This is a genomic window from Novacetimonas sp. GS1, assembly GCF_036686925.1.
Classification (GTDB): Bacteria; Pseudomonadota; Alphaproteobacteria; order Acetobacterales; family Acetobacteraceae; genus Novacetimonas; species Novacetimonas hansenii.
Map to the genome: position 1 here is coordinate 2,954,464 of NZ_VSZP01000001.1, position 21,049 is coordinate 2,975,512.

Sequence of the window (21,049 nt, forward strand, 5' to 3'; positions counted from 1 at the left end):
CCTTTTTTCATGCCCCCATCCCCGTGGCGGGCGGATAGGAAATGGCCATGACCTCCAGCATTTCATCGCCACGCGGCGTCATCAACCGTACCTCATCCCCCACCCGCGCACGCATCAATGCCCGCGCAACGGGGGAAATCAGGCTGATTTCACCGCGCACCGTATCGGCTTCGTCCACCCCCATGATGGTGACGACACGCGTTTCGTCACGTTCGGTGGCATAGGTGACGGTCGCACCGAAAAAGACCTGCCCACGCCGCAGCTGCTGCGCGGGGTCCACGATGATCGCCTTTTCAATACGCTTCGTCAGGAAACGCACCCGGCGGTCGATCTCCCTCAGGCGCTTCTTGCCATACAGGTAATCCCCATTTTCGGACCGGTCGCCATTGCCCGCCGCCCACGACACGATTTCCACGATACGGGGCCGTTCGTCACGCAAAAGGGTATTGAGTTCATGGCGCAGCACCTCCATCCCCTTAGGCGAGATATAGCGCGCAAGCTCCCCCCCACGCGCCGCGTCAGCCGATGCACGCGTCAGCATGTGGCAACGGTCATGCGGACATGCCCTTCCAGCTTCTCCCCGGGGCGCAGGACATGCATCCCGCAATCGGCAACGCCATGGCGGTTGAAGGCGTCATTCATGTTGGAGGCAGGTTCAACCGCGATGAAGGGCTGACCCGGCGGGGTAAAAAGGACAAGGTGGCCGAAGATGTCGCTTGCCTCCAGCGTCAGGGACAGGCCCAGCCGGGGCCAGCGCAGGAACGCGCTGCGCGTCCATCCGGCATAGCAGTTGTCGATCGCGCAATCCCCCACGTCACGCATCTTCTCAAACGACCAGTCGCCCTGCGCCGAAACACGCAAAGAAGGCAGGTTGCGGTCGTCGCTGGTCCACACGGACTGCGCCGAAAAACCCAGCCGCACCCCGTTATGGCGTGGGAAATAAGGATGAAAGCCAAGGCCCACCGGCTGGTCGCGCGTATCGGTGTTTTCGATCATCATGCCGATCGACAGGCCACCTTCGCGCAGGTCAAAACGCAGAAGCGCGCGATAGGCGAACGGCCATTGCGTGGCCGGATCGCCAGGTGGTTCATGATCGAGTTCGAGCGTCGCGCTGTCATCGGCCAGCAGGTCGAGCCGCCAGCGCCGTTCCCAGCCATTGCCATGCAGGACATTGTCTTCGCCCATGAAATTAGGCGCAAGCTGGTACTCCTGCCCTTCGAAACTGAAATGCCCATGGGCGATGCGGTTTGAAAATGGCACGAGGGGATATCCCCCCACCGCCCGCCCACGCTGCGCCACAAGGTGCGGGTCCGCCACGGGATGCAGGAACGACATGGCGCCGCGCCGCCAATAGGCGATCGCCCCACCCACGTCGGGCAGGAGACCCAGACGCGCCTCGCCCGCCTTCAGTTCGATCATCCCCGTTCCCCTCATGCTGCCATGCGGAACGATCCTGCCCGTTTTTATCGCATAAGCAAAGCCATGCCCGCGATCAGGCAGCCCGGATCAGCGTCCCTTGCGCCGTCCCCCACCGCCACGCCGGGCGTCGGGATCGTACCCACCCCCACCCGGCCCCAGCGGTTGGGGCGTGCGGCTGCGTCGTGCATCGGCACGCGCATTGCTGCCCGCGCGCCCGGCCATCGACTGTGCGACGGGTGGGGGCTCAAGCCCCAGTTCCAGCGCCTCAAGCCTGCGGATCTCGTCACGCAGTCGCGCCGCGGTCTCGAATTCCAGATCGGCGGACGCCGTGCGCATGCGTTTTTCAAGGTCGGCAATCGCCCCTTTCAGGTCCTTGCCCACCATGTCCTTGATATCCCCTTCGGGCGTGGGGGACACGGTCACGTAATCCTGCTCGAAGACAGAGGACAGGACCTCGCCGATATGCTTGCGCACCGAACGCGGTGTAATGCCGCGTTCCTCGTTCCACAGGCTCTGCTTTTCACGCCGCCGTGCCGTTTCCTCGATGGCGTAGGCAAGGCTGTCGGTCATCTTGTCCGCATATAGCAGCACGCGCCCGTCCACGTTACGCGCCGCACGACCGATCGTCTGGATCAGCGAGGTACGCGAACGCAGGAACCCTTCCTTATCCGCATCAAGAATGGCGACAAGCGAACATTCGGGGATATCCAGCCCTTCACGCAGCAGGTTGATGCCGATCAGCACGTCAAACGCCCCAAGGCGCAGGTCGCGGATGATCTCGATCCGTTCCAGCGTATCAACGTCGGAATGCAGGTAACGCACCTTGATCCCGGCCTCGTTCATATATTCGGTCAGGTCTTCGGCCATGCGTTTTGTCAGGGTCGTCACCAGCACGCGGCCACCATCGCCAATGGCCTTGCGACATTCCGCCAGCAGGTCATCCACCTGATGGGTAACGGGACGCATGTCCGTCACCGGGTCGATCAGGCCCGTCGGGCGGATCACCTGTTCGGCGAACACCCCGCCCGTTCGCTGCATCTCCCACGGCCCCGGCGTCGCGCTGACGAAGATGCTCTGCGGGCGGAAGGCATCCCATTCCCCGAATTTCAACGGACGGTTATCAAGGCATGACGGCAGGCGGAAACCGAACTCCGCCAGCACGGATTTGCGCGCATAGTCCCCACGCTCCATCCCACCAATCTGCGGCACGGTCACGTGGCTTTCATCCACGATCAGCAACGCATCCTCAGGCAGGTATTCGAACAGGGTTGGTGGCGGCTCCCCCGGCTTGCGGCCTGACAGGTAGCGTGAATAATTCTCGATCCCCTTGCACACGCCGGTCGTCTCGATCATTTCCAGATCGAAGGTCGTGCGCTGCTGCAACCGTTCGGCCTCCAGCAGCTTGCCTTCCTTCGTCAGGTGTTCAAGCTGCGTGCGCAGTTCCGCCTTGATCCCCGTCACCGCCTGATTGAGCGTCGGGCGCGGCGTAACGTAATGGCTGTTGGCATAGATGCTGATTTCCTGCAGATCGGCGGTCTTGTCCCCTGTCAGGGGATCGAACTCAATGATCTCGTCAATCTCGTCGCCAAACAGGGTGACACGCCAGGCCCGGTCCTCGTTCTGGACGGGAAAGATGTCCACGCTTTCGCCGCGCACACGAAAGGTGCCGCGCTGGAACCCCGCATCATTGCGACGGTACTGCAGTTCCACCAGCGCCTTGACAAGCTGGTCGCGATCAATCGAGCCCCCGCTTTCCAGCCGCACGACCATACGCGAATAGGTCTCGACCGAGCCGATACCATAAATGCACGAGACCGAGGCCACGATGATGACGTCATTACGTTCCAGCAGTGCCTGCGTCGCGGCATGGCGCATGCGGTCGATCTGTTCGTTGATCTGGCTGTCTTTTTCAATATAGGTGTCGGAGCGTGGGACATACGCTTCGGGCTGGTAATAATCGTAGTAGCTGACGAAATATTCGACCGCGTTATCGGGGAAGAATTCCTTCATCTCCGCATAAAGCTGGGCCGCCAGCGTCTTGTTCGGCGCAAGGACAAGGGTGGGCTTCTGCGTTGCCTCGATCACCTTGGCCATGGTGAAGGTCTTGCCAGATCCCGTAACGCCAAGCAGGACCTGATCGCGCTCCCCCCCCTCGATCCCGGCGACAAGTTCGCTGATCGCCGTGGGCTGGTCGCCCGCCGGTTCATAAGGGGAATTGATCTTGAACAGCCGGGTCTTGGGCTTGGCGGGTTGCTGTTCGGGCTGGAACGTGACCGGGGGTTCAACCCGGTCGGTTATGCGTTTTTTCTTGCGCGGTGCTGCTGCCATGATGTGATGACAGTGGGGGGCAATGACGCCGGACGCAAGGGCGGGCGCCAAAATATTGCCCCCCACCCCATCGCGGCGCCCGCGCCACCATCAGCCGACCGCCCTCAACCCGCGCCCCCGGACAGTCGCCCCCAAACGATCACCATCGAACGATCGCCATCGGACAGTCGCCCTTAAAGTCGGCCACCATCAATCACGCGGCATCTCAATCACCCAGCGGCGGGGGTACACGCGCCTCGGCCACGACGGCGGCCTGTCGCTGCGCCAGCTTCGCGCTGTCGAAATCCTCGATCATTTCCTGGAACAGGCGATACCAGTTCAGCCGCGCCCGAAGCCGCAGGAACACACTGCCCAGCCCGATGGCCGAACGGTCCACCAGCACGAACGGACGTGGCGGGCGCACGCCGCCGGTACGTTTCAGGCCGGCATAGACCTTTTCCGCCACGGCACGACCATATTGCGGGTCGTTATCCTCCTGAATGGCGCGGACACGGTCCTGCATCAGCGGTTCATAGATGAAGCGTGCCCATTCATTGAGTACACGCATCGTCTCACGCGACATGTTGGCAAAGCCCCAGCCCTGATAGGCATGATAGGCCAGTTCCTCGTCATTGGTTTCCAGCGCACGGTACAGGTCGATGATCCCCTGCACAAAAGAAGGCGGGAAGATGCGGATCGCCCCGAAATCCAGCAGGTTGATGCCATAATCGTCGCGCACGGTGAAATTGCCCATGTGCGGATCGCCATGGATGACACCATAACGATAGAGTGGGATATACCATGCATGAAACAGCGAACGCGCCATCATGTTGCGCTGTTCCTGGTCGGGATTGGTATCGAGCACCTTTTGAATGCCGCGCCCGTCCACCCATTGCATCGTCAGCAGCCGCTGGGTGCATAATGGCTCGATCGGGGCGGGAACCGTCACATCGGGTGATCCCGCCAGCATGAGGCGATACAGCCGCATGTTCGCCGCCTCACGCGTGTAATCAAGCTCTTCGTAAAGCCGCGCCTCAAGCTCCTCCAGCACGTCATCCTGCTGGATGGTGCTGTCGATGCGATAAAACAGGCCAACCGCCATGCGGAACTGCCGCAGGTCGGATTCGACCGTGGCCTTCATGTCAGGATATTGCAGCTTGCACGCCACGACGCGACCATCGGGCAGCACCGCATGATGCACCTGCCCCAGGCTGGCGGCGGCGGACGCCTCGCGCCCGAAGGTGCGGAAATTACGTTCCCAGTTGGGGCCAAGTTCACTGGCCATACGCCGGCGCACGAAATTCCACCCCATCGCCGGGGCATTGGCCTGCAACTGCGCCAGTTCGGTTGCATATTCCTCCGGCAGGGCGCCGGGGATGGTGGACAAAAGCTGCGCGCCCTTCATCAGCGGCCCCTTCAGACCGCCAAGCGCGGTCTTCAGATCCCCCGCATGCATCACCTTGTCAGAGCGGAAGCCCATCTTGTGCCCGGCAATCCGGGCCGCGATTCCCCCCATCGTGCCGGAGGTACGGACCATGCGGCGAAATTCGCCAAACAGCCCGCTGTTATCGAGATCCCGTTCTTCCGCCACGTCAGATACGCTCCAGTTCATCAATAAATCCGGCGATCACATCCAGCCCCCGGTTCCAGAAACCGGGGTCCGCCGCATCCAGCCCGAACGGCGCCAGCAATTCGCGATGCCGTTTTGTCCCGCCCGCGCGCAACATATCCAGATACTTGTCCTGAAAACCCGGATGCCCGGACTGAAAGACATCATACAGCGCGTTCACAAGACAGTCACCAAACGCATAGGCATAGACGTAGAATGGCGAATGGATGAAATGCGGCACATATGTCCAGTAAACATCGTAATCGGGCGCGAATTCAAAGGCCGGGCCAAGGCTTTCGGCCTGCGTCTCGCGCCAGATTTCGCCAATGCGTTCAGGCAGCAGTTCGCCTGAGCGCCGCTCCTCATGCACCAGCGTTTCAAAGCGGTAGAACGCAACCTGGCGCACGACGGTGTTGAGCATGTCCTCCACCTTCGCCGCAAGCATCAGGCGACGGCGCGCGGGATCGGCCTGCGCATCCAGCAGCGCGCGGAAGGTCAGCATTTCGCCAAACACGCTGGCCGTTTCCGCCAGCGTCAGCGGCGTGCCCGACATCAGGTATCCCTGCGCGCCAGCCAGCACCTGATGCACCCCATGACCCAGTTCATGCGCCAGCGTCATCACATCACGCGTGCGTCCGCGATAATTCAGCAGGAGATAGGGATGCGCTGACGGCACGGTCGGGTGCGCGAACGCGCCGGATGCCTTGCCCGGCACCGGCGGCGCGTCGATCCATGCATTGTCAAAGAACCGGCGGCCGATTTCCCCCATGCGCGGGTCGAACCCTTCATACGCGCCAAGCACCTGCGCGGTCGCATCCGCCCATGGGATCAGCGGTTCATCCTGCGTCGTCAGCGGGGCGTTACGATCCCAGTACTGAAGCTTTTCCACCCCCAGCCATTTCGACTTGAGCGCATAATAGCGGTGCGACAGGCGTGGATAGGACGCGGTCACGGCCTGTACCAGCGCATCGACGACACCGTCTTCCACCATGTTCGCACAGTTACGCGCCGAGGTCGGGCGCGGATAATGGCGCAGCGTATCGGTAATGGCCTTGTCCTTCGCCAGCGTGTTCGTCACCAGCGAAAACAGGCGGATACGTTCCTGCAACGTCGCCCCCACCGCCCTGGCCGCATCCGCACGCGCCATGCGATCGGGCGAGGACATGCGATCAAGCGCCGCGCCAAGGGTAAGTTCCTCCCCCGCCAGCGGCACACGCAGGCTGGCCATCGTCTCGTCAAACAGACGGTTCCACGCGGCAGCCCCGGTGACGGATTTCTCATGCAGGACGGATTCAACCTCGTCGGAGAGCTGATACGGGCGGAACACGCGCAGGTCGCGGATGAACGGCGCCCAGTGCGCCAGCGCGGGATCGGCCATCTGCCGCGCCATCACATCATCGGGGATGCGGTTCATTTCCAGCGTAAAGAACAGCAGGTGCGTGGAAATGGCCGTCAGCCGTTCATTCACCGACTGGCTGAAGCGCGCGATCTTCGCATCCGCAGAATTGGCGGCGAACAGCAACTGCGCATAGGACGCGGCCCGGCCCAGCACCTCGTCAATCCGCTGATATTCAACGATGGCCGACGCCACCGCCGCGCCGTCAGCCTGCGCCAGACGCCCACGCCACGCATCGGCGAATGCGCGGGCGTCTTCTTCCGCCTGTTCAAGGTCCGTCTGCAGGCGTGGCGATTCGGGGCTGTCATACAGGTCGCGCAGGTCCCATCGCGGCAGGGCCCCATCATGTGGGGACGCGACACTCCCGCCCCCTTCGGCGGGGGAGGACACACGCACGCCGCGCGGGAAGGCATGGGAAAAATACAGATCGGACATCGGACCATTACCCGTCATCGCAACAGGCCCGCGCAACACCGTCACGCAGACCCTGAGTTCCATTACCGGGGAATCTAGTCCCTCTGCCCCGCCAGTGCGACCCCCTGATGCCACATTCCGCGAAAACAGGTCGCAAAAGCAGGCCGCAAAAGCAGACAGGGCCGGGAAGAAAATCCCCGGCCCTGTCATCATGTTTCCCAATGTCGCGTAACGCGCGTATCAGGCGCTGCGCGGCAGTTCGGCAGGGGCAAAGCCAATCACCTTGGCATATTCGCGCGGTACGACATGCCAGAAACGCGGCAGAACCTTGTCCCAGTTATGCAACAGAAGTTCGGCATAGCGGCTGCTGGTTTCACGTGCATGGGTTTCCACCTGCTCACGCAGGGTGGCTTCCCATTTCGGGTCATTCACCCGCGTCCATGTCAGGGTATCGGGGTTCACCCGTTCCTCGAACGTGCCGCTTGCGTCATAGATAAAGGCCATGCCGCCGGTAAAGCCCGCGCCGAAATTGTCCCCGATCTCGCCCAGGATCACCACGAGGCCACCGGTCATGTATTCACACCCGTTGGAGCCACAGCCCTCCACCACGCCGATCGCACCGGAATTACGCACGGCAAAGCGTTCGCCCGCCTGTCCCGCCGCATATAGCGCACCCGCCGTGGCGCCATACAGCACGGTATTGCCGATAATGGCGTTTTCGTTGGACACAAGGTTCGACGAAGGTGACTGCCGCACGATGATCGTCGCCCCCGACAGGCCCTTGCCAACATAATCGTTGGCATCACCCAGCACCTCAAGCTTCAGCCCCTGCACCGCGAACGCCCCCAGCGACTGCCCCGCCGAACCACGCAGGCGCACCGTCAGGTGGCCAGGCACCAGCTTGTCCATGCCGAACTGCCGCACGATCAACGAGGAAATGCGTGTGCCGATCGCACGATGGGTGTTCTGCACGTTGTACTGCAGCTGCATCTTCTCCCCATGGTCAAACAGGGGGCGGGCATCCGCAATCATCTGCGCATCCAGCGTCTCGGGCACCTCGTTGCGCCCTTCACGCGTGCAATAACGCGCATGCGGCCCTGGATCCGCCTGCGCAAGCAGGGAATTAAGGTCAAGATCATCAAGATAATCCGCGCCACGCAGCACCTGATGCAGCAGGTCAGTGCGGCCGATCACCTCATTCAGCGTCGCAAAGCCCAGCGAGGCAAGGATGTTGCGCACGTCCTCGGCAATGAAGGAGAACAGGTTGATGACCTTCTCCGGTGTGCCTTCGAACTTCTTGCGCAGATCATCGTCTTGCGTACACACGCCCACGGGACAGGTGTTGGAATGGCACTGGCGCACCATGATGCAGCCCATGGCGACAAGGCTTGCGGTGCCGATGCCGAATTCCTCCGCCCCCAGCATGGCCGCGATCACCACGTCACGCCCGGTCTTCAGCCCGCCATCGGTGCGCAGCTTTACCCGGTGACGCAGGCGGTTGAGCATCAGCACCTGATGCGCCTCCGCAAGGCCCAGTTCCCAGGGCATGCCTGCATATTTGACCGAAGATTGCGGGCTGGCGCCCGTGCCGCCGGAATGGCCTGAAATCAGGATCGCATCCGCCTTCGCCTTTGCCACGCCGGCGGCAATCGTGCCGATGCCAGAACGCGCGACCAGCTTCACAGTCACCGTGGCCTCGGGGTTGATCTGCTTGAGATCGTATATGAGCTGCGCCAGATCCTCGATGGAATAGATGTCATGGTGCGGCGGGGGGGAAATCAGCGTCACCCCCGGCGTCGCATGACGCAGCTTCGCGATCAGGCCCGTCACCTTGAAGCCGGGAAGCTGCCCGCCCTCGCCCGGTTTCGCGCCCTGCGCCATCTTGATCTCGATTTCGCGGCAGTCATTGAGGTACTGCGCGGTCACACCAAAACGACCCGAGGCGATCTGCTTGATCGCGGAGGACGCATTGTCCCCATTGGCGCGCGGTTTCGCACGGGCAGGATCTTCGCCGCCTTCACCCGAATCCGATTTCGCGCCGATGCGGTTCATCGCGATCGACAGGGTTTCGTGCGCTTCGGGGCTGAGTGCGCCAAGCGAGATACCCGGCGCAATCAGGCGCTTGCGCAGTTCGGTGATGCTTTCGACCGATTCCACCGCGATGGGCGTACGCCCCCCACGGAAATCCAGCAGATCACGCAGCGCAACCGGCGGCTGGCGACGCACCGCATCGGCATAACGCTGATAGATGGTGAAGCTGTCGGTTGCCACCGCCGTTTGCAGCATGTGGATCAACGTGCCGTCAAAGGCATGTACCTCGCCAGTGCGACGCAGCTTGTAGCGGCCACCAACCGGCAGGGATTCGATCTGGCGATCCCATGCCTTTTCATGGAAACTCAGCACATTGCGGGCAATGCCCAGCAGGCCGATGCCCGAGATGCGCGAGGGCATGCCGGGGAAGAATTCCGCCGTCAGCGCGCGTGACAGCCCGATCGCCTCGAAATTATAACCGCCGCGATAGGCAGAGACGACGGAAATGCCCATCTTGGACATGATTTTCAGCAGGCCCTTATTGACGGCCTTGCGGTAACGCTCCACCGCGTCCCCAAAGGACAGGTCGCCAAACAGGCCGCGCCGGTGGCGGTCGGCAATGCTTTCCTGCGCCAGATAGGGATTGACGGTGGTTGCCCCCACCCCGATCGTCACCGCGATGGCGTGGACATCCAGCGCCCCCGCCGAACGCACGTTAAGGGAGGTGAACGTCCGCAGCGACTGCCGCACAAGGTGCGTATGCACCGCCGCCGTCGCAAGGATCATGGGGATATAGGCGCGTTCGGCCGACTGGTGTTCGTCCGTCAGGAAGACATGGGTGCAGCCACGGCGGACATGGTCCTCGGCCTCCGTGCGGATGCGTGCGATGGCCTCACGCAGGCCGGATTCCCCATCGGCCGCAGGAAAGGTGCAGTCGATGACGCAGGCATTTTCGCCACAGAACTCCCGCAGCGCCTTGAACTCACCCGTGGTCAGGACCGGACTGGGAAGCTGGAGCAGGTCGCACTGCGTCTCGCTTTCCTCAAGAATGTTGCCAAGGTTGCCCAGGCGCGTCGCAAGGCTCATCACCCGCGTTTCACGCAGGCTGTCGATGGGCGGGTTCGTGACCTGGCTGAAGGCCTGTCGGAAATAATGCGCCAACCCGCGATAGCGCGTGGACAGAACCGCAAGTGGCGTGTCATCGCCCATCGAGCCGATGGCCTCGCCCGCGTTTTCAACCATCGGCTGGAGGATCACCTCCAGCTCTTCAAGTGTGGTGCCGACCGCAAGCTGGCGACGGCGCAGGTTTTCGCCCTGATAGAGGCTGATTTCCCCGCTATTGGTGCGCACAAGGCACGAAATGTCGCGCGTGCGCTTTACCCACCCGGTAAAATCCTGCCGTGCGGACAGCAGGTCGAGCAGTTGGTCGTTATTGTAAAGCTTCGCTTCCTTAAGGTCGAGGGCCAGCGACTGCCCCGGCCCAAGGCGGCCACGGCTGACGATGTCGGCCTCGGGCACCTTGACCATCCCGGTTTCGGACCCCACGATCAGCAGACCACCTGACGTGACGGTATAGCGAAGGGGGCGCAGGCCACTGCGGTCAAGCCCGGCGAGCATCCACCGCCCGTCGGTCGCACACAGCGCCGCCGGCCCGTCCCACGGCTCCATCACCGCATTGCAGTAGGAATACATGTCCTTGTGCCGCTGCGGCATGGCGGAATTGCCGCCAACGCTGGCAGGCACCATCAGGCAGCGCGCCATCGGCGCATCGCGCCCGGCAAAGGTCAGCAGTTCAAAGACGTTATCAAGGCACGCCGTATCCGACCCCTGCGCCTGCACCACGGGCTTGAGATCGTCCATATACGGGTCAAGCACAGGATCGGCCAACCGCGTCTCGTGGCTTTTCATCCAGTTGACGTTGCCGGAAATCGTATTGATCTCCCCATTATGGGCCAGGCGGCGGAACGGCTGCGCCAGCTTCCATGTCGGGAAGGTATTGGTGGAATAACGCTGGTGATAGATCGCAAAGCGGCTGACGAAACGCGGGTCGAGCAGGTCGGGATAGAACTCCGTCAGGTGCTCGGCAAGGAACATACCCTTGTAGATCAGCGACCGGCACGACAGGGAACACACATACAGGTCCACCTGATTGGCGATTGCGCTTTTTTCGATCCGGCGACGGATGACATACAGGTCACGCTCGAACGCATCCTCCTGCGTGCCGGGCGTATTGCGGATCAGGATCTGTTCGATTTCGGGGCGGGTGGCGTTCGCCTTGTCCCCGATGCAATCGGTATTGATCGGCACCTGACGCCAGCCATAGATCGCATATCCGAAGGCAAGGATCTCGCTCTCGATGATCTGGCGGCAGCGTTCCTGGGCCGCGATGTCCGTCTTGGGCAGGAAGATCATGCCCACCGCGATCTGGCTGTCCACGCTGGCGTCGCCGCCGATATGGATGGCATCGGCAAAGAAATCCTGCGGAATTTCCACATGGATACCCGCCCCGTCACCGGTCTTGCCATCGGCATCGACCGCGCCACGGTGCCACACCGCCTTAAGCGCCGCGATCCCGGCCTCCACCACGTCGCGCCGCGGTTTGCCATCAAGGGCGGCAACCATGCCGACACCACAGGCATCATGTTCCTGCGCCGGGTCATACAGGCCGGAAATCGCCTCGGCATTGTCGCGCCATTCGCGCACGAAATCCTCGGTCTGGGCCGTGTTCTGTGCTGTGTGCTGGTCCATTGTCATCACTCCGCCGCTTCGGCGCGCACGGCCGCTGCGGTCTCAAGCCAGCGGTGCATCTGCGCCGCCGCGTCGCGTCCATCGCGGATGGCCCACACCACAAGGCTGGCCCCGCGCACGATATCACCGGCGGCGAACACGCCGGGCAGGCTGGTCATAAAGCTGTGGCGGTCCACCATAAGTGTGCCCCAGCGCGAAACCTCAAGGTCGGGCTGCCCCCACAGGGTCGGCAGCGGTTCGGGGTCAAAGCCAAGCGCCTTGACCACAAGATCGGCCTCCAGCGTAAAGGCGCTGCCTTCCACCGGTTCCACCGACTGTCGGCCGCTGGCATCGGGCAGGCCAAGCTTCATGCGCACGGCGCGCACGCCGGTCACATGCGCATCGCCAAGGAAGGCCTCCGGCCCTGCGAGCCAGACGAACTCCACCCCTTCTTCCTCCGCGTTCTTCACCTCCCGCACGGAGCCGGGCATATTGGCGCGATCGCGGCGATACAGGCATTTGACCGAACGCGCGCCCTGGCGGATGGCGGTGCGCACGCAATCCATCGCCGTGTCGCCCCCCCCGATCACAACCACCGATTTGCCCGCGGCGTTCAGCGCACCACTGTCATAATCCGCCACGCTGTCACCGAGGGAGACACGGTTCGACGCCGTGAGGTAATCAAGCGCGCGCACGATCCCGCCAAGCCCCGCGCCGGGGCCACCGATATCACGCGACTTGTACACGCCCGTGGCGATCAGCACCGCGTCATGGCGGTCACGCAGGGTGGAAAATGCGATCGTGCCATCCCCGTCCACATCGCCAATGCCCACGCCAAGGTGGAAGGTGACGCCAGAATCCTCAAGCAGGCGATGGCGGCGCAGGACAATGTCCTTCTCCAGCTTGAAACCGGGGATGCCATACATCATCAGCCCGCCGATACGGTCGTAACGGTCATAGACATGGACCTGAAAGCCGAGTTCACGCAGTTGCACGGCCGCGGCCAGGCCACCCGGACCGGCCCCGACAATGCCCACCGTCTGCGTGCGTTCGGTCACGGGACGCACGGGCTGGACCCATCCCTGTTCGAACGCGGTATCGGTGATGAAGCGTTCCACCGCGCCGATGGTAACACTTTCGAATCCCGGCTCGATCACGCAGTTACCTTCGCACAGGCGGTCCTGCGGGCAGATGCGGCCACAGATCTCGGGGAAGTTGTTGGTGGCGGAGGAAACTTCATAGGCTTCCTCCAGCCGTCCGGCCGCCGTCATCATCAGCCAGTCGGGAATATTATTGCCCAGGGGACAGTGTACGGAACAAAACGGCACCCCACACTGTGAACAGCGTGACGCCTGTGTTTCGGCCTGCTGGCGCGGCAGTTCGTCATAGATTTCATTGAAATCCTTACGCCGTGAGTCCGCAGGCCGCTTTTCAGGCTGCTCCTGCGCCACGGAGACGAATTTCAGCATGCGCTCTGCCATTGGCCTGCCCCTTGGGTCTGAAAACATGCGGGCGCACCCCTGCGCGCCCGGGTTGAGCCACACCTACGCAAGCCACGGCGCAAATAAAAGACAGCATTACTGACCTTTTTGCGAAAAATCGGCAAAATCTCGCCGCATGGGCCACAAAAGCCACCCCAGGGTCAGGCCGAACGAAAACGGGCAAGATATTGTGGTGCGGCAATTTCCAGCGAAAGCGGCGAAATCCCCAGATGCGCAAGGCCACGCATCCCCGGCGCCACCACATTATCGACATAGAGCATGGACAACTGATCGCGTGTCAGCATCCTGCCCGGCAGGTGTTCAAGGCATGAGGCCTGTATCCGCGCCAGCCAGGGCGGCACGGCGAAGACACGACGGGGATGCCCTGCCGCGCGCATGATCCAGCGCACCATGTCCTGCATGCGCCACACACGCGGGCCACCAAGTTCGAAAATACTCCCTGCAAAAATATCTTCTGCGGAACTTCCCTCCACCACGCCCGCACCCCGGCCGAGGCCACGCGCGATGCGGCGGATCGCCTCTGCCACGTCTGCCACATGGACGGGCTGGAATCGCGTCATCCCGCCATAGACCGGCATGACAGGCAGGTAGCGCGCCATGGCGGCGAACATGTTGGTAAAATGATCCTCCGCCCCGAAAATGATGGACGGGCGCACGATCACCGCCTCCGCCATATGGCGCTGCACCTCGACCTCGCCCTGCCCCTTGCTGCGGCCATAGTCAGAGATGCCATCGGGGTCCGCGCCGATGGCCGACATATGCACAAGCGCCCCCACACCGGCCGATGCACACAGCCGCGCCACACGGGCGGCCGCATCAACATGCACTGCCGTGAAACCGGCATGCCGCCCAGGCGCCAGTATCCCGACAAGATTGACGACAAGGTCGCTGCCTTCGATTGCAGCAACGCTGGAACGTTCCTCAAGCACGGAAGCATAGAGCGGGACGACCTGCCCCACATCGCCAAACAGGCGCATCCCCGCCGCCCGGTCCGGACGGCGGGAGGCGACGCGCACGACATAGCCATCCCGCGCCAGCCGCGCGACCACATACCGCCCCACGAAGCCCGTCCCGCCAAATACCGTTGCGACCTTGCGAATATCCATCCGACACCCCTTCCTGACCTGAACGCCCATCCCCCCGATGCAGCGATGGTGGAACCACCATCATGGGCCAGCGTCGCCACGCATGCACGTCATTCCCACATGTCCATGCCCACATGGGAAAAAGGGCGGTTTTCCGCGCCCTGTTTCAAAAAACACCATCAAATTCAAAAAAATACGCAAACCCCTGTTGACCACCGCGACAACCCGGACTAGAAACCGCCTCACACCACCCCGGCAACGGGGAGCCTCTGAGCCCAGATGGCGGAATTGGTAGACGCGCAGGTTTCAGGTACCTGTGGCCGCAAGGTCGTGGAAGTTCGAGTCTTCTTCTGGGCACCAGGATTTTTCCAAAGAAAAATCAGGATAAATCCTACCGGGACATACCCGGTAGGGATTTCCCTCCCGATGCAATCCGATGGCCATGGGCCGTCCAAAGTCCCAAATAGTTGGACGTTCGCATCAATCCCCCCTGTTCCCGATACAAATTTCGTGTAAACCGCGACAATGTTAACCCTGTCGGCATAATGCCGGCTGGAGGCCAACGGTGGCGCGGCGTGCCCTGGGTCCGGGCCTTGCTGTCCCGCACCGCCGGAAATACCGCCTGCCGCTCCACGCTGCATGCCACGGACAGACACCGTTACGGAGCACGACCCCCGATGCCACAGACCACCGTTCCCGACACCATCCATTTCCATCGTGGCGACCTGCCCCATGATGTGGTTTTTTCGGGTGCGGTTGCCGTCGATACGGAAACGATGGGCCTCAATCCCCACCGCGACCGGCTGTGCCTTGTACAACTGTCGGATGGTGACGGGCATGCCCACCTGGTACAGGTTCCGGCGGGGGCCACGGCAGCGGATTTCCCGAACCTGGTTGCGGTGCTGACGGACCCGTCCGTGACGAAGCTGATGCATTTCGCGCGGTTTGACGTTGCCATCTTGCAATATACTTTCGGCATCACGGTCGCGCCGTGCATCTGTACCAAGATCGCGTCAAAGCTTGTGCGGACCTATACCGAACGTCATGGGCTGGCCCACCTGTGCCGCGAACTGCTTGGGGTGGAACTCAGCAAGCAGCAGCAGAGTTCCGATTGGGGCGCACCGGACCTGACCCCTGAACAGATGACCTATGCCGCATCGGACGTGCTGTACCTCCATGCGCTGTGGGCGCGGCTGGAGGCGCTGCTGGTGCGTGAGGGGCGGCGCGAACTGGCACAGGCGTGCTATGACTTCATGCCCACGCGCGCACGGCTCGACATCCTTGGTTACGAGGACCCGGACCTGTTCGCCCACCGGGCGGCCTGAAACCCGCACCATTCCCCCACCAGCCCCGATGCGCGCGGGGCGCCATTGACGGCAATACAGAAAACAACAGGCATGACCGACAGCCTCCAGCCCCATCCGAACCATGGTTCCGTCAGCACGGACCAGACCGATATGATCGAATCGGCATGCAAGGTCCTGCAGACCGAGTGCGACGGTCTGGCGCGCATGATGGATGCGCTGCGCCAGGCGCTTGGCCCGGCGCATGAGGGCGTGGGGGCATCCGACCTCGGGCTGGCGTTCATCCGCACGGTAAAGGCCCTGTCGATGCCCGCGCGGCGGGTCGTGGTGACGGGCATTGGCAAATCGGGGCATATCGGGCGCAAGATCCAGTCCACCCTGGCCTCCACCGGGACACCGTCGATTTTCGTCCACCCTGCCGAGGCCTCGCACGGGGACCTGGGCATGCTCCAGCCGGGGGATGCGATCCTTGCACTGTCCAATTCGGGGGAGACATCGGAACTGGCGGATATCGTCTCGCACGCGCGGCGGTTCGGGCTGCTGCTGATCGCGATGACCGCGCGTGCCGATTCGACCCTGGCGCGGGCGGCGGACATCGCACTGGTCCTGCCCCAGACGCCCGAGGCCTGCCCCATGGGTCTGGCGCCCACCACCAGTTCGACCATGCAGCTCGCGCTGGGCGATGCACTGGCGATCGTACTGCTGACACAGCGCGGCTTTGGCGCGGATGATTTCGGGATCTTCCATCCCGGCGGCCGCCTGGGCGCGCAGTTGCGTGACGTGCGCGCGCTGATGCATGTCGGGCCGAGCATGCCGCTCGGCTCCGCCGATCTGCCGCTGCGTCAGGTCATCATGGAAATGACGCACAAGGCCTTTGGCTGCATGGGTGTGGTCCGCGATGACGGCACGCTGGTGGGGCTGATTACCGATGGCGACCTGCGCCGCGCGCTGGAACAGGACATTGACGGCACCCGCGCCGCAGACATCATGAACACGAATCCGCAGACGATCCGCCCCGATGTACTGGCGGTGGATGCGCTGCGGATCATGAATGACCGCCCACGGCCGATCACCAGCCTGTTCGTGCTGGACGCTGAACGCCACCCGATCGGCATCCTGCATATCCATGACCTGCTGCGTGCCGGGGTGGCATGAACGACAGGCCGCCCGAAGATCCCCCCCACGATCCAGCCCACGATCTGTCGGCACGGCCGTCCGATGACACGGCTGCGCGCGACGGGGACATGTCCGGGGGCGGCATACAGCGCGAGGATTACGCCCGTTCGGCGGAAGATATCGCCCGGCAGCGCAGCATTTTCGATACCCGCTCCATCCGGCAGCGGCTTTTGCCCAACGCAAACGACCTTGCACGGCGACGTGCGATCATGCGTTCGGCCAAATGGGCGCTGCCGCTGACCGCGCTGGTGCTGCTGGGGTCGATCGCGGCGTGGCCCGCCGTGGAACGCGCGGTCATCATGCATCGTGGCACGATGGCGCAGATGTCGCATGTACGCGTCAAGAGTGGCAGCATGCTCAATGCCACCTATCGCGGGGTGGACGACCATGGCCATCCCTTCATGGTGACGGCAAGCGAGGCGCGCCAGATCTCCCCCGAACGCATCGACCTGACCACCCCGCAGGCCGATACCCTGCTGGGACCGAACAACTGGGTCTATGTCACGGCGCGCAATGGCGTCTATATCCAGCATAGCCAGCTTCTGGACCTGACACAGGACGTAATGCTTTATCGTAGCGACGGAACCACCATGTACAGCCCTACTGCGGATATTGACATGAAACACGGCGTCATCGTGTCCGATAGCTGGATCCATTCCGAAGGCCCGTTCGGCGTCCTTGACACGCAAGGGGCGATGCTGCTGATCCGCGATGGCATCATGCAGTTCCGTGGCCCGGGGCGCCTGCTTCTCAACACCACGCATGGCGGCCCGGCAGACGGCCCCGGCACACAGGATTCCACCGGAACCCCCCATCCCCCCCCCAATCAAAACCACCGTCAAAACCCCCGTCACGTCACCGGCCGGAGGAAAACACTGATGCGCGGGCATGCCCTCGCCTCCGTGCTGCTTGCTGGTGCGACATTCGCCACGGCCTGCACCACCCCGGCCCTTGCACAGGGGCTGGATATGTCGCAGGGCGGACAGGTCAGCATCACGGCGGCGGGCGGGTTCGACTGGGACCAGAATACCCAGACCGTCACGGCCTATGACCGGGCACAGGCCGTGCGCGGGAATGTCACGGTGCGCGCGGATCGCCTGATCGCCTATTATCGCAAGAAAACGCCCGGCGCGCACACGGCACAGGCCCCCAAGCCCGCCCCCATATCGGCGACTGCGCCCGGACATGTATCAGGGAATGCGTCCGGGAATGCATCCGGGGCCAGCCCCGCCGCCATATCCGCGGCATCCCCGCAATCATCGCCCCCGATCACGCAGCAGGCCGACCCGTCATCTTCTGCGGTGCAGGACCCCGCCACCGATGCCCCGCCCCCCGATGCCTCAATCCGGGCGACGCACCCGGCGGACAGGGCGCATCCGACATCACCGGGCAAGGCCCCTGCCCCGGCGCAGCCCCGGCAGACGACGGCGGTTTCCGCTGCCCCCCCCGTGAACAGCCCATCAGCCGTTCCTACACCTGCCACGCAGCCGGGCGGCGCACCTGTCACCACGCCCCCGGCAGTGACACCCGCGACATCAGGAACACCCAAGGCGGCGGGTGGCGACCCTGATGTCGATACCAGCCTTGTGACCCATTCCGATACGCTGCCAGAGGATCTGCCGCCCCCTGACCGGCCTGCATCCCATGCCATGGGTCATGACAATGGCCCTGCCCCCGGCGACTCCTCCCCCGGCAATGGCGGGAGCGAGGTCTATCGCCTTGAAGCGGTGGGACATGTCCATATCTTTACCAACACCGACCAGGCATGGGGCGACAGGGCGGTGTATGACATGGACCAGGCCGTACTGGTCATGACCGGCAAGAACATGAAGATGACCACCCCGCAGGATATCCTGACGGCACGTGACACGGTGGAATACCATTCACGCGACCATATGTCCGTCAGCCGGGGCGACGCCACATTGACCACCAATGACGGCAGGCAGATGCGCGCCGATATTCTGGTGGGCTATGACCGGCCAAAGACGGCCCGCCCACCGCACACGCAGGCCGGCCATGACGCAGGCGGCGCGGGCGCAATCGACCGTGTTGATGCCTTTGGCCATATCCTGATCCGCACACAAAGCGAGGCCGTCACCGGCGATCGGGGCGTTTATGTCCCCGACAGCGCAATCGCGCGGATCGTGGGCAATGTCCACATCTCTCGCGGGTTGAACCAGATCAGCGGCGCCGCCGCGATCGTGAACATGCGCACGGGTATCGCCACCCTGACGGACACGCCGGGATCGCGCGTCAGCGGGCTTGTCGTGCCCAACCAGGCCGGAACCGGCAACAAGGGAACCACGAAATGAATATGTCCGACGCTGCCCTGTCCGCATCCGCCACCCCCGTCCCGGCACCCGGCGCATCCGGCACACCCGACACGATACCTGGCGGGGGCCTGATCGCCAGTGGCATCGGCAAGAGCTATCGCAAGCGTTCGGTCGTGCGTGACGTCTCGCTTCAGGTGCAGCGGGGCGAGGCGGTGGGCCTGCTCGGCCCCAATGGCGCGGGCAAGACCACCAGCTTTTACATGATTGTAGGGCTGGTGCGTCCCGATATCGGCACCATCACACTTGATGGCGCGGATATCACGCAGCTTCCGATGTATCGCCGCGCACGCATGGGAATTGGCTACCTGCCGCAGGAATCGAGCATTTTTCGCGGCCTGAATGTGGAACAGAACATCATGGCCGCGCTGGAAATCGTCGAACCCGACGCGGACCGGCGGCAGACGATGCTGGACGGGCTGCTTGGTGAATTCGGGATCACACGACTGCGCCACTCTCCCTCGCTTGCGCTGTCGGGCGGGGAACGCCGACGTCTGGAGATCGCGCGCGCACTCGCCAGCCAGCCGCATTACATCCTCCTTGACGAACCGCTTGCGGGGATCGACCCCATCGCAGTGGGCGAGATCCGCGACCTTGTCGCCCATCTCAAGGATCGGGGCATCGGCGTGCTGATTACCGACCATAACGTGCGCGAGACGCTCGAAGTGATCGACCGTGCCTATATCATGCATAGCGGACAGGTCCTGACCGAGGGCAGGCCAGAGGAAATCGTCGCCAACGAGGACGTCCGCCGTGTTTATCTTGGGGAAAAATTTACCCTCTGATTCCAGCCATCTGAGCACAGGACACAGGTTGCATCGAAAAACATGCCGCCTTGCATGCAAAGAAGGAATGGACAGCGCCACCCCAAATATGTCCAATGGAGTTTCCGGCCTTCACCACAGCGAGGGTCGGAACTGGTGCAACAGAGTGAACCTGACGCCAGGGCAGGCCGTGCATACGGAGCGGGGATTTCCAGACCTGATACGATAATGGCCCATCGCCTGTTTCCGTCTCTGCACGTGGCTTCCTTGGCAATAACAAGGAGTGGTCCCTTATGCACATCAGCGTTGCTGGCAAGCAGATCGACCTGTCTGACGCCCTGAAATACCGCGTAACCGATCATCTGGACCGCATTTCGGAAAAATACTTTGGACAGGCGATGGAAGCCCGCGTCACCTTCAGCCGTGCGCGTTCATTCTTTACCTGCGACATCAACCTCCATGCATCGCGTGGACTGACACTGCGTGGCGAGGGCGAGGCCGCGGACGCCCATGGCGCGTTTGATGACGCCGCCGAACATATCGCCAAGCGCCTGCGCCGCTATCACCGCAAGGCAACCAACCACGGGCACCTGCGGTCGCGCACCGTCCCGACGGAAATGGGGCGCAGCTATGTCCTGCGTCCGGGGGGGGACATCCCCGCGCGTGAGGATGGGCGTCAGGCGGCCTCCACCGATGGCGTGGACGAGGATACGGACCCTGCGTTGGGTGGGGCAGGTCCGTATGCCACCATCATCGCCGAGCGCCCGACCGACATCGCAACGCTGAGTGTCAGTGAAGCGGTCATGCGACTCGACCTTGCGGATGTGAAACTGATGATGTTCCGCAATAGCAGCAGCGACGAGATCAATATCATTTACCGCCGCGACGACGGCAATATCGGCTGGCTTGACCCTTCGGGCCGCGCATAGCCAATGAAAAAGGCCGCCCCATCGAAAAACGGGGCGGCCATCAGGCGATGCGGGCG

At 62.9% G+C, this 21,049-nt stretch carries 13 protein-coding genes and 1 tRNA gene; 6 read left to right on the forward strand and 8 right to left on the reverse strand.

Going from position 1 to position 21,049, the window contains the following annotated elements:
• Positions 1–7 precede the first annotated feature (7 nt).
• The 8 genes from greB to FYB92_RS12995 form a co-directional block, all read right to left on the reverse strand.
• A complete protein-coding gene (gene greB, locus FYB92_RS12960) occupies positions 8–541 on the reverse strand; it encodes a transcription elongation factor GreB (RefSeq protein WP_062808682.1) in 534 nt (177 codons plus the stop codon).
• The gene (locus FYB92_RS12965) at positions 535–1,419 is read right to left on the reverse strand and encodes an aldose 1-epimerase (protein WP_332828788.1); all 885 of its coding nucleotides are present in this window, start codon (positions 1,417–1,419) and stop codon (positions 535–537) included. The genes greB and FYB92_RS12965 overlap by 7 nt, the downstream gene beginning before the upstream one ends.
• Positions 1,420–1,506: 87 nt before the next feature.
• Positions 1,507–3,747 (reverse strand): excinuclease ABC subunit UvrB, encoded by a 2,241-nt coding sequence (uvrB, locus tag FYB92_RS12970; RefSeq protein WP_062809820.1) that lies wholly within the window; start codon positions 3,745–3,747, stop codon positions 1,507–1,509.
• Between the two features lie 205 nt (positions 3,748–3,952).
• A complete protein-coding gene (locus tag FYB92_RS12975) occupies positions 3,953–5,338 on the reverse strand; it encodes an AarF/ABC1/UbiB kinase family protein (protein WP_040510482.1) in 1,386 nt (461 codons plus the stop codon).
• On the reverse strand, positions 5,319–7,166 hold the full coding sequence (locus FYB92_RS12980; RefSeq protein ID WP_408902401.1) for a M3 family oligoendopeptidase: 1,848 nt from the start codon (positions 7,164–7,166) through the stop codon (positions 5,319–5,321). The genes FYB92_RS12975 and FYB92_RS12980 overlap by 20 nt, the downstream gene beginning before the upstream one ends.
• Positions 7,167–7,385: 219 nt before the next feature.
• A complete protein-coding gene (gltB, locus tag FYB92_RS12985; RefSeq protein ID WP_332828790.1) occupies positions 7,386–11,924 on the reverse strand; it encodes a glutamate synthase large subunit in 4,539 nt (1,512 codons plus the stop codon).
• 5 nt (positions 11,925–11,929) lie between these two features.
• The gene (locus FYB92_RS12990) at positions 11,930–13,384 is read right to left on the reverse strand and encodes an NAD(P)-dependent oxidoreductase (RefSeq protein WP_003618130.1); all 1,455 of its coding nucleotides are present in this window, start codon (positions 13,382–13,384) and stop codon (positions 11,930–11,932) included.
• 161 nt (positions 13,385–13,545) lie between these two features.
• Positions 13,546–14,511, reverse strand: coding sequence for a complex I NDUFA9 subunit family protein (locus FYB92_RS12995; RefSeq protein ID WP_281649776.1), 966 nt, complete (start codon positions 14,509–14,511; stop codon positions 13,546–13,548).
• A 252-nt stretch (positions 14,512–14,763) separates the two neighbouring features.
• On the opposite strand from FYB92_RS12995, the gene FYB92_RS13000 reads away from it, so the two are divergent.
• The 6 genes from FYB92_RS13000 to hpf all read left to right on the forward strand — a co-directional run bounded on the left by FYB92_RS13000 (position 14,764) and on the right by hpf (position 20,993).
• Positions 14,764–14,850: transfer RNA gene (locus tag FYB92_RS13000), tRNA-Leu, on the forward strand.
• Positions 14,851–15,167: 317 nt separating this feature from the next.
• Positions 15,168–15,815, forward strand: a complete 648-nt coding sequence (locus tag FYB92_RS13005; RefSeq protein ID WP_075631606.1) for a ribonuclease D — start codon at positions 15,168–15,170, stop codon at positions 15,813–15,815.
• 72 nt (positions 15,816–15,887) lie between these two features.
• The gene (locus tag FYB92_RS13010; protein ID WP_062808678.1) at positions 15,888–16,949 is read left to right on the forward strand and encodes an SIS domain-containing protein; all 1,062 of its coding nucleotides are present in this window, start codon (positions 15,888–15,890) and stop codon (positions 16,947–16,949) included.
• Positions 16,946–19,282, forward strand: a complete 2,337-nt coding sequence (lptC, locus tag FYB92_RS15500; RefSeq protein ID WP_408902371.1) for an LPS export ABC transporter periplasmic protein LptC — start codon at positions 16,946–16,948, stop codon at positions 19,280–19,282. Before FYB92_RS13010 ends, lptC begins: the two co-directional genes overlap by 4 nt.
• Positions 19,279–20,085: an LPS export ABC transporter ATP-binding protein gene (lptB, locus tag FYB92_RS13025; protein ID WP_003618115.1), complete on the forward strand. Its 807-nt coding sequence runs from the start codon at positions 19,279–19,281 to the stop codon at positions 20,083–20,085. The genes lptC and lptB overlap by 4 nt, the downstream gene beginning before the upstream one ends.
• A 272-nt stretch (positions 20,086–20,357) precedes the next feature.
• A complete protein-coding gene (hpf, locus tag FYB92_RS13030; protein WP_075595010.1) occupies positions 20,358–20,993 on the forward strand; it encodes a ribosome hibernation-promoting factor, HPF/YfiA family in 636 nt (211 codons plus the stop codon).
• The last annotated feature ends 56 nt before the right edge of the window (positions 20,994–21,049 follow it).

Coding starts and splice junctions, on each gene's coding strand:
- greB (WP_062808682.1), bottom strand. CDS start 541: ATGCTGACGCGTGCATCGGCTGACGCGGCGCGTGGGGGGGAGCTTGCG.
- FYB92_RS12965 (WP_332828788.1), bottom strand. CDS start 1,419: ATGATCGAACTGAAGGCGGGCGAGGCGCGTCTGGGTCTCCTGCCCGAC.
- uvrB (WP_062809820.1), bottom strand. CDS start 3,747: ATGGCAGCAGCACCGCGCAAGAAAAAACGCATAACCGACCGGGTTGAA.
- FYB92_RS12975 (WP_040510482.1), bottom strand. CDS start 5,338: ATGAACTGGAGCGTATCTGACGTGGCGGAAGAACGGGATCTCGATAAC.
- FYB92_RS12980 (WP_408902401.1), bottom strand. CDS start 7,166: ATGTCCGATCTGTATTTTTCCCATGCCTTCCCGCGCGGCGTGCGTGTG.
- gltB (WP_332828790.1), bottom strand. CDS start 11,924: ATGGACCAGCACACAGCACAGAACACGGCCCAGACCGAGGATTTCGTG.
- FYB92_RS12990 (WP_003618130.1), bottom strand. CDS start 13,384: ATGGCAGAGCGCATGCTGAAATTCGTCTCCGTGGCGCAGGAGCAGCCT.
- FYB92_RS12995 (WP_281649776.1), bottom strand. CDS start 14,511: ATGGATATTCGCAAGGTCGCAACGGTATTTGGCGGGACGGGCTTCGTG.
- FYB92_RS13005 (WP_075631606.1), top strand. CDS start 15,168: ATGCCACAGACCACCGTTCCCGACACCATCCATTTCCATCGTGGCGAC.
- FYB92_RS13010 (WP_062808678.1), top strand. CDS start 15,888: ATGACCGACAGCCTCCAGCCCCATCCGAACCATGGTTCCGTCAGCACG.
- lptC (WP_408902371.1), top strand. CDS start 16,946: ATGAACGACAGGCCGCCCGAAGATCCCCCCCACGATCCAGCCCACGAT.
- lptB (WP_003618115.1), top strand. CDS start 19,279: ATGAATATGTCCGACGCTGCCCTGTCCGCATCCGCCACCCCCGTCCCG.
- hpf (WP_075595010.1), top strand. CDS start 20,358: ATGCACATCAGCGTTGCTGGCAAGCAGATCGACCTGTCTGACGCCCTG.